Source organism: Curvibacter sp. APW13 (assembly GCF_032337135.1).
Lineage (GTDB): Bacteria > Pseudomonadota > Gammaproteobacteria > Burkholderiales > Burkholderiaceae_C > Allorhodoferax.
This window is the reverse complement of the sequence record NZ_JAVXZZ010000004.1, coordinates 162,416-174,357: the sequence shown is the minus strand read 5'-3', so window position 1 is coordinate 174,357 and position 11,942 is coordinate 162,416. Positions and strand designations below refer to the sequence as shown.

The following is an 11,942-nucleotide window of genomic DNA, read 5'->3' as shown; positions in this document are numbered from 1 at the left end:
TCCCCTGCGGCGGTTTTTGCCGTACGATGACTTCAATCCATCTCCTGAAAGGACAGGCCATGAACCACTCCAAATTCCGTCTGGTTACCCGCAGCGACTTCGATGGCTTGGTCTGTGCGGTACTGCTCAAGGAGCTGGACATGATCGACGAGATCAAGTTCGTGCACCCCAAGGACATGCAGGACGGCAAGATCGAGATAACGCCGCGCGACATCACCACCAACCTGCCCTATGTGGCCACGGCCCACCTGGCGTTTGACCACCACGAGTCCGAGACCATCCGCAACAAGGGCGAGCGGCCCAACCACATCATTTCGGCCCATGCACCTTCGGCAGCGCGGGTGGTGTACGACCACTACGGCGGTGCCCGCGCCTTCCCGCGCGTCAGCACCGAGATGATGGAAGCCGTGGACAAGGCGGACTCGGCCCAGTTCACCCGCGACGAGATCCTGAACCCCAAGGACTGGGTGTTGCTGAACTACCTGATGGACTCGCGCACCGGGCTGGGGCGCTTCCGCGACTTCCGGGTCAGCAACTACCAGCTCATGATGGACCTGATCGAGTACTGCCGCACCCATGGAATTGCCGATATCCTGCAGCTTCCAGACGTGGTGGAGCGCGTCAACCTGTACCAGGAGCATGCGGTGCAGGCCAAGGCACAGATCGAGCGGTGTGCCACGGTGCACCGCAACCTGGTGGTGCTGGACCTGCGCAACGAGGAGACCATCTACGCCACCAACCGGTTCATGATCTATGCCATGTACCCGCAGTGCAATATCTCCATCCATGTGATGTGGGGGGTGCAGAAGCAGAACACGGTATTCGCCACCGGCAAGTCCATCCTTGACCGCAGCAGCCGCTCCAATGTGGGCGAACTCATGTTGCGCCGTGGCGGCGGTGGCCACAATGCTGCGGGAACCTGCCAGGTGGACAACGCCGTGGCCGACGCCGAACTGCGACTGCTGATCGAGCAGATCAACGCCGACGGTTGAGCTGCGCGCTGGGGTGTCGTGCGGCCCAGGCCGCGAGCCCGAAAACGGTCCACGGCAGAAGCCACTGCAACCAAGCAAAGCTGGCGGCCAAGGCACGTTGCCCACCGCTGGCCTGTGCCACGGCTTCGGTGGTGACGGTTGCAAAGCGCCCGGCACCGATGTACAGCGTGGGCAGGTACTGGGCCACGCTCACCGCGATTCCCACCGCCAGTGCGGCCAGCAAGGGGGCGCGCAGCAATGGCCACTTCACCTGCAGCAGAAAGCGGCTCTGGCTTTGCCCCAGGCTCGCCGCCACGTGACCCAGGCGCGGGTCAAAAGCAAGGTAGGGCCCTTGCAGCGTCAGCAGCGTGTAGGGCAGCACGCTGAGCGTGTGGGCCAGCCACAAACCCACTGCCGAGCCGTCCATGCCAGCCCGCAGCATCCACTGGTGCAGGCCCAGTACCCACAACAGCGCCGGTAAGGCCAGGGGCAGCGCCCACAGCGGGGATAGCCGGCGCTGCCAAAGTTGCGGTGCCCATTCCAGCCAGGCCACGGTCCACAGCAGGGCCGCCATGCTGGCTGCCAACGCCAGGACGGCGGTGACGGTGAGGGTGCTGCGCTGCGCCAGTACAGTGTTCCATGCCGCGAGGCTCCAATGTTCGGGTAGCAGGGCGGGAAAGGGCCAGACGCCAATGGCACTGCCCAAGGCAAGGGCCAGCAGGCACGCGCCGTACAGGGCCAGCAGCACCCACCACAACCCAAGGGCCCCGATGCGCCGCTGGCGTGGTGTCGAGGTTTGCCAGCCACGCACCCAGCTTCGGCGCCATGGCTGCGCGCGCAGCACGGCCCAGCCCATTGCCGCGCAGACCAGTACGCACAGTGCCAGCAGCCAGGCGGCCACGGCGCCCAGGGCATGGATGGCGGGGTTGGTGTCCTGCAGCCATTGCCAGGCCAGCACCGCCAGCGTGGGTGGGCTGGCAGGACCCGCCAGCCAGGCTACATCCACCACGGTCAGGCTGTAGGCCAGCACGGCCAGCAGTGGCGCGCCCAGGCGTGGCAGCAGTTGCGGCCAGCCGACCCGCCACCAGGCTTGGCTGCGGCTGTAGCCGAGGGTGGTGGCCCAGCGCAGCTCGCGGGCCAGGCGCGGTCCGATGTCGGGCCGGGCCAGCTGGGCGCTGGCAGCCCACAGCAGGAAGGGGACTTCCTTGGCGACGAGCACCAGCACCAGGCCCAGACCCCAGGGGTCCTGGGTGGTAGGCCAGGGCGGCGGGGCATGCCAACCCGTGGCCCAAGGCGAGGTCAGGCGCAGCAGCCAGCCACTCGAGGCCAGCAGTGCCAGCACGGCGATGGCCATGGCGGCATGGGGTACGGCCAGCAGCGGGGCCAGCCAGGCCTGCACGCGGCTCCAATGCCGACTGTCCCGCAGGCTGCCGAGGAGCGCGGCGCTCACCCACAGTGCCAGCGCCGTCGCTACCGTTCCCGTGCCCAGGCTGCGCAGCAGCGCCAGTGGAAGTTGGGGCTGCTGCCACAGCTGCGTCCAGGCCGCAGGTTGCCACAGCGCCAGCACAGCCGCGGCCAGGCTGGCCAGCATGGGCGGAGCCGCCAGCAGTGTCAGCACCATGGCAGGCCAGAAGCGGCGACGTGGCGTCGGGTGCATGGACAAAGGCGGTGAGGCGTACTGCGTGAAATGGCAAAAATGTGCTCGAAGTGACAAGCCAGAAGTCACCGTCGGCACTAGCATGGGCCCGATTCGATCACGAATCGACAAGACCCAAGGAGACAAGCATGGCATTCAAACATATCCTAGGCGCCCTGGCGGTGCTTTGTTCCAACGCGCTGTGGGCGTCGCCCCCAACGGATCCGGCGCTACTGCCCTCGCCGCGACCGGGTTTCGTTCCAGGGTACCTACCAGCCGGGAGCGCGGTAGACAGCCTGGCGCTGCTGCCGCCACCAGCCACGCCCGGATCGGCTGCCCATGCGGCCGACGTTGCAGCCCATCAACTGGCACTGCAGAACAAGGATTCGGCGCGCTGGAAGTTGGCGGCGATGGACGCCGAACTCAAGTTTCCGAAGGCAGCCGATACCTTTGCCTGCGCCTTGGGGGTGCAACCCAGCGTGCAGACCACGCCGCACCTCGTAATGCTGCTGCGCCGCACCCTGGCCGACGCCGGGCTGGCCACCTACAAGGCCAAGGACCACTACAAGCGCGCCCGTCCCTTCATGGCCAGCGACCCGGCCAACGACGCTCCCATCTGCACCCCGCACGATGCACCGGGGCTGCGCAAGGATGGTTCCTACCCTTCGGGCCATTCGGCCGTGGGCTGGGCCTGGGGCCTGGTGCTGAGCGAGGTGGCACCCGAGCGCGCCAATGCCCTGGTGCAGCGGGGGTGGGCCTTTGGCCAGAGCCGTGTGGCCTGCGGTGTGCACTGGCAAAGCGACGTCGATGCCGGTCGCCTGGTGGCTGCCGCCGTGGTGGCGCAACTGCACGGCAACAGCGACTTCAACGAGCAGTTGGCCGAGGCCCGCAAGGAGGTGGCAGCAGTCCGTGCCACGCAGGCCGCTCCGACCGACGACTGCGCCAAGGAAGCCCAGGCGCAGGGTCGCTGACGCGTCCTGTCTTGCAACCCAGGGCAAGCGTCTCACGCCGCTTTGCATACACTAGGGCCATGCGAATCGTTCTGGGTTTCCTGAGTGCTTCTGTGTGGCTGGTGGTGTTGCTCAGCGGCATGTACTGGGGGGTCAGCGCCGACGTCAGCACCGACGGCTGGGTGGGCATGTTGTTCCTGCTGACGCTGTCCCTGGCGCTGGCCTGCTCTGGGGTGTTCCTTCTGCTCTGGGCCGGCCGATTCGAGCGCCTGCGCACGCCGGGCTGGGTGCTGCTGGGCTGCGCGATCCTGTTCTGGATGGGAGACGGCCTCGTAGCGGGGCTGCTCATGGTCGTTCCCAGTCTGGGCTACGCGGCCTGGGCCGGTTGGAAATCCTTTGCCGAGTTCATGTCGCAGCCGCCCATCCTGCCCACCCCAACGGACGAACGGGAGCCTTGAGCCAGCGCATTCCTTCGCGACACAATGCGGCCATGCGCAAGGAACACCGATTCTTCGAACGCTTCCCTCTGGACGCCCATGTGCAGGTGGGTGACGAAAAACTGACCAGCCCCTACCACGTCTACGACGGAACGCTTCTTCTGGTGGGTGGAACCGTGGAATCGGCGCAGGCCGCTGCCTTGCTCGGGCCCAGCGGCCTGCATCCGGTGCGCGACACCGAGGGTCGGGCCTTGGCAGCGGTGTGGGTGGGCGATTTCACCGAAGCCAACCTCGGCCCCCACCATGAACTTCAGATCTCCCTGCTTGCCAGCCGGGGGGAGGCGCCGCCAGTGGTGGCACACCCGCTGGCCATGCTCGTCGCCCTGGTGACCCAGCCCCAGGTGCGCGTGGTGTGCCACGGCCTGTGGAACAGCACGCAACGCGTGGTGCGCTACAACGCCGAGCATTTGGGTCTCGATGCCCGGTTCGGAACCGGCATACTCACGCGCGCTGGTTCCCGCTGGCAGTTCGAATTTTCAGACATTGACGGACAGCCGCTGGTGCAGGGGGCCCTCGACGAAGTGCGTCGCATGCCAACGGCGCTGGCCTGGGAGCTGGCGCGCCGTGTGGGCTGGGCTGCGGCTTGGCGTGCACTGCGCGACCCGGTGGTGCAGGTGCCGGTGCTCAACACGCTGAGCCCCTATGCCGACACGCTGGAGGTGGCGCAGACCTACACCCTGGCCGACCGCCAGTCCCTGCGCCTGGCCACAGAGAGCGATGCGCTGCAGATTTCCGTCGCACCCTATGCCGCCCTGGGGTTCACACCCGCCTTCGTGCAGCAGCTCGAAGGCCTGCGCTTCATCTACCTGCGCCCGCGACCCGAGGCGGTGTAGTGGTCGGTTCATTGTGCTGTTTTGGCACTTTGCCCGCATGGAATATGCGTAGCTAGCTCCTAAGTTTGTAGCGACTCAAATGCCACCGTGGCACCGCAGTAGCCCAGCCCGGCGGCCACGCCGCCGAAGCGGTTGCCTTGCACCAGGGTGGCGTGGGGCATGGCGGCCTGCAGGGCGGCCATGAGCGGGCGCAGGGCCGAGGAGCCGCCGGTGAGGTAGACCGTGTCCACCTGGGTCAGGTTTGATGCCTGCACACAGTTCTGGGCGCAGGCCACGACCTGGGCGATGGCGCCTTGCAGGGCCTGTTCCAGCAGGGCAGAGGGCAGGGCGGCACGCAGACCGCGCTCCACAAAGTCGAGGTCCAGGGACTGCTCCGCGCCTGCCACCGAGCAAGCAATCTTGGCGCGCTCCACCTCGGCCAGCAGGTGGTGGCCGCTGCGCTGCTCCAGCACCGCCATGAGGCGCCGGTGCAAGGCTAGGTCGGCGTAGTCGGTCCACAGCTCCTTGGCGTTGTGCAGGGCCTTGCGCGTGGTGGTCTGGTGGATCAGGTGCCAGGTGGAGAGGTCGAAGAAGATGCTGCTGGGCACCGGGCGCCCCCCGGTGCCGATGTGCTTGTAGCCCAGCAGCGGCATGACGCAGGCCAGGTCGAGCAGGCGGTCGAAATCGGTACCGCCGATGTGCACGCCGGTGGTGGCCAGCACATCGGCACTTCGGTCGGCCAGCGTGCTGCGCTGCGGGTTGAGGCGGATGACGGTGAAGTCCGAGGTGCCGCCGCCAATGTCCACCACCAGGGCCGTGGTCTCGCGCTGCAGGCGCTGCTCGTAGTCCAGCGCGGCGGCAATGGGTTCGAACTGGAAGGCGATGTGGGTGAAACCGGCCTCGCGGGCGGCGCGCCCGAGTGTGGCCTGGGCCAGTGCGTCGCGCTCGGGGTGCTCGTCCACGAAGTGCACCGGGCGGCCCAGCACGGCATGGGTGAGCTGCAGGCCAGTTTGCGCTTCGGCGCGGCGCTTGAGTTCCTTGAAGAACAGCACCACGATGTCGAAGAAGCGCACGCTGCGTTCGCCCACGGCGGTGTACTCGTCCATCAGGGCGCTGCCCAGCAGGCTCTTGAGCGAGCGCAGCAGGCGGCCTTCGGTGCCGCTCAGGTATTCGGCCATGGCCTGCGCACCGAAGAGCACGCGCTGGGTTTCTTGGCAGAAGAACACGGCGGTGGGCATTTCGTCGCGGGTGCCGTCCAGCGCCATCACCTGCAGCTGGCCATGGGCGTCCACCAGGGCGGCGGCGGAATTGGAAGTGCCGAAGTCAATGCCCAGCACGGGCACGCGGGAAGAGTCGATCACGGTCAGGAAGCAGGAGAGCGCAGGCGCAGAGCCCAGGTTGGCGGGTGGGCATTGTCGGGCAAAACCGGCGCTTCGGTGCGGTGCTCAGGCCCGGCCGGTGCGCAGGGGTTGGCGTGGTGGCTGGCTGCCCTTGGGGCTGCCAGCCATGCCCAGCGTGTGCCAGCTGCGGCGCAGCTGGCCGTCGGAGCTGAAGCCGGCCATCTCCGCTGCGCGTGTCACGCTGTAGCCCGCCTGCAGCGCCGACTGCGCCGTGGCAAGCCGGATGCGCTGCACGTATTCCAGCGGTGCAATGCCCGCATGCTGGTTGAACAGCCGCGCCACATGGCGTGTGGAGCTGTGTGCCAGCGCGGCCATGCGCGGCAGCGACCAGTCCAGCTGCGGCTGCTGCCCAATGGCATCTTGCAGCCGGTGCACGGTGGGGTGGATGTGCTGGCGGTAGCTCAGGAAGGGCGACAGTTCTGGGTCGTTCGGCCCCCGGCGCAGCGCCACCACCATGGTTTGCGCCACTTGGGCTGCCAGTGCGGGGCCACCCAGCGCGGCAATGCGGTGCAGGAACAGGTCGATGCCGGTGGTCATGCCCGCGCTAGTGTAGATGCCGTCGTCGTGCACGAACACGCGGTTGTCCTGCACCTGGCAGGTGGGGGCTACCGCGCGCAGCTCGTCCAGGTGCTGGTGGTGGGTGGTGGCATGGCGCTGGTGCAGTAGTCCGCCGTGCGCGGCAATGACGGCGCCGGCGCACACGCACAGCAGCTCGACGCTGCCGCTGCGCAAGGGCACCGGCAGCGCCCGCAGCCAGCGCAGCAGGGCCTGTGCGTCGGGGTGGTCCAGCGCCACCTGCTCCCCCGGCTGGCCTACCAGCACCAGCCAGTGCTGCCCCTGCGCCAGCGTGGCGGCACCCGGCAGCGGCTCCAGCGTCTGAATCACTGCGCCTACCGAACTGCGGGCCTGGCTGCTGGCGCCGCAGAAATGCAGCTCCCACAGCGCAGGTTGCCCTTGTGCCAGGCGCAGCTGGTTGGCAATGCGCAGCGCCTCGGCCGGGCCCGCCCAGTCCAGAATGATGCTGCCGGGCAGCAGCAGGAAGTGGACGTGGGTGGTGGGGCTCATGGGCGGGCGGGGAGCTTGTCCGGTGGGGCGAAAAGGGCCTTCCAGCGCCCGCCCAGCACATGGATGCTCAGCCCCAGCAGGATAGTGGCGGCACCCGCCAGCTGCAGCGGGGCCAGTCGTTCGCCCAGCAGCAGCCAGGCACTGGACAGCCCCACCACGGGCACCAGCAGGGTCAGTGGTGCCACCGTGCTGGTGGGCAGTTGGGTCAGCAGCGTGCCCCACAGCGTGTAGCCCAGGATGGTGGCGGCGTAGGCCAGGTAGAGCACGGCCAGCACGCCGCCCCAGTCCAGTCCTGCGAGTGCGGCGCTGATGCGCTGCGGCCCCTCCAGCCCATACGACAGCAGCGCAAAAGGGAGCACCGGCACCATGGCGCCCCACACCACCACCCCCATCAGCTGCGAAGGCGCGGCCTGCATGCGCTTGTTGATGAGGTTGCCACAGGCCCAGCACAGGGCGGCCAGCAGGCACAGGCCAAAGCCCAGCAGCACGCCCATGCCATCCGGGGTGTGGGCCTGGTTCAGGCTGTGCCAGCCCAGCAGGCCCAGGCCCCCCATGGCCACGAGTACGCCCACCGCGTTGTGCAGCTGCAGCCGCTCGCCGAGCAGCAGCATCGACAGGCCCAGGGTGAACAGCACCTGCGACTGCAGCACCACGGACGCCAGGCCCGCCGGCAGGCCCACCGCCATGGCCCAGAACAGGAAGGCAAACTGCCCCAGGCTGATGGTCAGCCCATAGGCCACCAGCCAGCGCAGCGGCACCTGCGGGCGCGGCACCAGCAGGGCGGCGGGAAAGGCCACCAGCGCAAAGCGCAGCGCCCCCAGCAGCAGCGGCGGCAGTCCGCCTTGCAGGCCGACCTTGATGACGACGAAGTTCACTCCCCAGGTGAGAACGATGGCGAGGGCCATCAGGGATTGGCGTGGTGTCATAGGTAGCTGGGTCTTTCGGTCAGGGGTGTTTGGCACCAGGTGGCCACATCGCTCACGTGGGCAAAGCGCTGGTGCAGGGCTGCGGCGGTGCGCTCGAACAGGGCGTCGGCAGTCAGGGGGCGGCCGTCCGGGGTGTGCATGTCGAAGGTGAGGGTGGCGTCGAGCAGGTAGTCCACGCTCCAGCCCAGGTCCGAGGCGTGGCGTGTGGTGGTCTCGCAGCACTGTTCGGTGCGGATGCCGTTCACCACCAGGCGGCGGATGCCGCGCTCGGTCAACCACACGTCCAGCCCGGTGCCCACCAGCGCGCTGTGGCGGCGCTTCACGAAGCGGGCGGCTTCGGCGAATTCGACCAGGCCTTCCAGGGGGCGCACGTGGCCGCTGCACAGGGCAAAGGGGTTGCTGGCGTCCTCGGGCCCGTCGGTGTGCAGGATCCGCACGATGGGCAGGCCGCGCGTCTGGGCCTTGGCAATGAGCGTGTTCTGCCGCTCCAGATAGGCCGCCGCGCGCACCGGCTCGAAGTAGGGGCGTTGGCGAAAGGATTCCTGCACATCGATGACCAGCAAGGCGGCATTCATTTTGAGACTCCATTCATTAAGTCGAAGTCCTGATTCTGAGTTTGTTGTACCAGCGATGCAGCCCATAAAGAGACAGGAATCGCTCATTTTCAGACATGTTGAAAATGCGAGGGTACGGCGCGGGGCCGCGCGGGCCTGGGGCGGGCGGCGCGATCAGGTCTTGGGCAGCACGCGGCGCAGGAAGGCGCTGATGTCGGCCACCTCCTCGGCGCACAGGCTGTGCTCCATGGGGTAGCTGTGCCAGTCCACGGGCTGGCCCAGGGCGAGCAGGGTGTCGCGGCTGGCGGTGCCGCGCTCCACGCGCACCACCGGGTCCATGCTGCCGTGGGCCATGAAGACAGGCGTCTGGGCATTGGCCGGGTGGCGTTCGGTGGCCATGGTTTCGGGCAGGGGCAGGAAGCCCGATAGCGCCACGATGCCGGCGAGTCGCTCCGTCAAGCGCAAGCCGGTATGCAGCGCCATGGCGCAGCCCTGGCTGAAGCCTGCCAGCACGATGTGCTCGGCTGCGATGCCGCGCGCACGCTCTTGGGCAATGAGGGCATGAATCTGGGTCTGCGAGCGGCGGATGCCGGCTTCGTCCTTCGGCCCCTGTCCGTTCATGCCCAGGATGTCGAACCAGGCCGGCATGACGTAGCCGTTGTTGATGGTGACCGGGATGCTCGGCGCATGGGGGAAGATGAAGCGGATGGGCGGGCAGCCACGCAAGTCCAGTTCAGGCACCAGGCCAGCAAAGTCGTGTCCGTCGGCCCCCAGGCCATGCAGCCAGATCACCGCTGCGGTCGGCGCAGAGGCAGTTTCCACTGTGAGGTGGGGCAAGAGCGGGGTGTCGGTCATGGTCGTATCAGGCGCTGGGCAGTTCGGGCAGTGCCGGCGATGGGGGCGTGGCAGCCTCGGCAGGTGGGTCGATGAATTGGGCCAGTGTGATGGTGCACACATTGGCGCCTTGCTCTACCTGGTGCGCCACCGAACCACCGAGTGCACCCTGTACCAGCGCGCGCTGGGTGTGCTCGGGCACCACGCAGGCGTGGCTGTTGCCGTTGTCGGTGATCTGCAGCAGCACCACGTCGACGCCGTCGTCGCGCCGGGTGGCCCGGGCACTGAGGCGCACGATGCCCTCGGCACTGGCGTTGAAGGCCTGAGCTACTGTCTGGGCCAGTGCCTGGCCCAGCAGTTGGCCGCATCCCTGGGCACGGGTGAGCAGCTCGATGTCGCGCGGGATGCCGTTGACCAGGTGGATGCCCTCGCGGCGCACCGCGGCCGGCAGCTGGCCCAGCACCTGCTCGGCCAGGGTATGCAGCGCAAAGCGTCGCGGTGTTTCGCGCGTGGGGTCGGTGCTGGCCTGGCGCAGTTGGGCCAGCACCGGGGCCATGCCCTGCAGTTGCTTGCCCAGGGCTACGGTGGCCTGGTCCAGCGCCAGGGCCTGCTGCTGCAGTTCGTCAGCGGGCGCGCCATGCAGCAGGCCTTGCTGCAGGCGTTCGTTGTGCTGGTGTACGGTGTTGGCGGTCTGCTGTGCTTCACCGAGCAGGGGCAGCAGGGTTTGGGTGGCCTTGGTCACTACCGGTCCGAGCGCTGCCTGGCGTTCGGCTCGCACCAGCTGCTGCTGGCAGGTCTGCAGTTCAGCCTGCGCCTGTGCCAGCGCCGCGGCACCGTTGTCGACCTCGGCCTGGCGCGAGTCCTGCTCGCTTTGCTGCTGGCGCGCATGGCGCAGGGTCGCGCTCATCAGGGTATGGCGCTCGCGGGCTGACTGGGCCAGCTGGGCAAACCATGGCGCCCAGGCCGCAGGTGCCGGTGGGGCCTTGCGCTGCGGTGACTGGTCGAGCTGGTGGGCGTACTGCACCAGCTGCAGGGCGGGCAGGGTGAAATGCCGGTTCTGCCAGTACACCAGTGCGCCCAGCGCACAGACAACGACCAGCACCAGCGCGAAGTAGGGTTTGAGGGGCCCCAGTGCCGCGGACCGCAGGGCGGCGGGGGGCTGGTACAGCAGCAGGAAGAGGTCGCCGCCCCGCAGCGTGAGCCGCTGCCAGGCGGGGTCGGGCGATGCATCGCTCCAGGGCGTACCGGCGCCGGGTACCACATCGGTCAGGCGCAGCGGCGCTTTGGCCTGGGTCAGTGCACCGCCGCTGTCGCCCAGCACCTGACCCTCGGCATTGACGACCAGGGCCCGGCCTATGGTTGGGGCGTGCTGCACCAGTACGAAATCGAACAGGTCCAGGCCGACGTCGGCACCGACCACCCCGAGCTGTTCCTGTCCCAGCAGGACCGGTGCCAGCAGGGCCACCCCCAGCCCCTTGGGGCTGGAGAACGGGGCAGTCCATACCGAAGCGCGCTGCGCCTTCTGTGCCGCCTGGGTCAGTGCCACGGGCTGAATCGCGGCACCGGGCCAGAGGTTCTGCAGCGCAGTGGCCATGTCGTTGGCGCCACTTGCCTTGAGTCGCTCATCGTGGGCCTGGGGTGGGTAACCGAGGCGCCAGCGTTGGGTGCTGTCGAGGTAGTAGCTGCTCCACAGCGTGGGGGTTGAGCCATGCAGCGACACCACCGCCGGCAGCGCGGCCGAGACGGCGTTGAGGTCGCGGCGCAGTGCGGCGGCGTCGAATGCGGCGTCGGGGTGCATGTGCAATGCACCGACTTCACGCACCAGGTCAGCGGGCAGGCGCTCCCAGGGGGCGCCGCGCACTGGAGAAAGGTTGCGTTGTTGCACGCGATCGACAAAACCGCCATCGGCCAGTACCGGCCAGCGCAGCGCGCGCTCCACGGCATACCGCATGCCCGCGACATGGTTGCGTACCAGGTCCAGCCGCATCTCCAGCGCCTGCTGGGTCAATGTGGCTTGATCGTGCATGGCCAACTGCAGCTGTGCGCGCTGGCGCTGATAGGCATAACCGCACAGCAGCAACATCACGATCAGCAGCGCAACGCCTGCCAGCAGCACGGTGCGGGTGTGGTGGCGTTGCAGCGGTGCGGTGGCCGCCGCATCGGGCGCGCCGTCCTCGATCACGGTGTCTGGACCGTTGTCGCGCGTGGGAGCTTGCATGCAGGTGTCCTCAGGGGCGAAAGGCGCCAGTGTAGGGGAATGCTGCCGGTTCGCACGGCGGGTAGGACCAGCGGCCTTC

At 68.1% G+C, this 11,942-nt stretch carries 11 protein-coding genes; 4 read left to right on the top strand and 7 right to left on the bottom strand.

Annotation, left to right across the window (positions count from 1 at the left end):
- The first annotated feature begins 59 nt into the window (after window positions 1-59).
- Complete coding sequence (locus tag RQP54_RS16590) at window positions 60-992, top strand: exopolyphosphatase (RefSeq protein WP_315679532.1); 933 nt, start codon at window positions 60-62, stop codon at window positions 990-992.
- Here the strand turns inward: RQP54_RS16590 and RQP54_RS16585 are convergent.
- Window positions 976-2,628 carry an ABC transporter permease gene (locus RQP54_RS16585; RefSeq protein ID WP_315679531.1) on the bottom strand — a complete coding sequence of 551 codons (1,653 nt, stop codon included), beginning with the start codon at window positions 2,626-2,628 and terminating at the stop codon, window positions 976-978. The two genes, RQP54_RS16590 and RQP54_RS16585, sit on opposite strands and share 17 nt — an antisense overlap.
- Window positions 2,629-2,756: 128 nt before the next feature.
- Here RQP54_RS16585 and RQP54_RS16580 point away from each other — a divergent pair, with 128 nt between their 5' ends.
- Genes RQP54_RS16580 through RQP54_RS16570 form a run of 3 tightly spaced genes read left to right on the top strand, consistent with a single transcriptional unit; the run spans window position 2,757 to window position 4,887 of the window.
- Complete coding sequence (locus RQP54_RS16580) at window positions 2,757-3,578, top strand: phosphatase PAP2 family protein (RefSeq protein WP_315679530.1); 822 nt, start codon at window positions 2,757-2,759, stop codon at window positions 3,576-3,578.
- Window positions 3,579-3,637: 59 nt separating this feature from the next.
- Entirely contained in the window at window positions 3,638-4,015 is a 378-nt protein-coding gene (locus tag RQP54_RS16575; RefSeq protein ID WP_315679529.1) for a hypothetical protein, read from the top strand.
- A 32-nt stretch (window positions 4,016-4,047) separates the two neighbouring features.
- Complete coding sequence (locus RQP54_RS16570; protein ID WP_315679528.1) at window positions 4,048-4,887, top strand: hypothetical protein; 840 nt, start codon at window positions 4,048-4,050, stop codon at window positions 4,885-4,887.
- A 59-nt stretch (window positions 4,888-4,946) separates the two neighbouring features.
- Here RQP54_RS16570 and RQP54_RS16565 read toward each other — a convergent pair whose 3' ends face one another.
- The 6 genes from RQP54_RS16565 to RQP54_RS16540 form a co-directional block, all read right to left on the bottom strand.
- Window positions 4,947-6,224, bottom strand: coding sequence for an Hsp70 family protein (locus RQP54_RS16565; RefSeq protein WP_409997587.1), 1,278 nt, complete (start codon window positions 6,222-6,224; stop codon window positions 4,947-4,949).
- Between the two features lie 87 nt (window positions 6,225-6,311).
- Window positions 6,312-7,331 (bottom strand): GlxA family transcriptional regulator, encoded by a 1,020-nt coding sequence (locus RQP54_RS16560; protein ID WP_315679526.1) that lies wholly within the window; start codon window positions 7,329-7,331, stop codon window positions 6,312-6,314.
- Window positions 7,328-8,257, bottom strand: a complete 930-nt coding sequence (locus RQP54_RS16555; protein ID WP_315679525.1) for an EamA family transporter — start codon at window positions 8,255-8,257, stop codon at window positions 7,328-7,330. The genes RQP54_RS16560 and RQP54_RS16555 overlap by 4 nt, the downstream gene beginning before the upstream one ends.
- Window positions 8,254-8,832: a cysteine hydrolase family protein gene (locus RQP54_RS16550; RefSeq protein ID WP_315679524.1), complete on the bottom strand. Its 579-nt coding sequence runs from the start codon at window positions 8,830-8,832 to the stop codon at window positions 8,254-8,256. Before RQP54_RS16550 ends, RQP54_RS16555 begins: the two co-directional genes overlap by 4 nt.
- 153 nt (window positions 8,833-8,985) lie before the next feature.
- Window positions 8,986-9,666: an alpha/beta hydrolase gene (locus RQP54_RS16545; RefSeq protein WP_315679523.1), complete on the bottom strand. Its 681-nt coding sequence runs from the start codon at window positions 9,664-9,666 to the stop codon at window positions 8,986-8,988.
- 7 nt (window positions 9,667-9,673) lie between these two features.
- Window positions 9,674-11,863 (bottom strand): hypothetical protein, encoded by a 2,190-nt coding sequence (locus RQP54_RS16540; protein ID WP_315679522.1) that lies wholly within the window; start codon window positions 11,861-11,863, stop codon window positions 9,674-9,676.
- Window positions 11,864-11,942 lie beyond the last annotated feature (79 nt).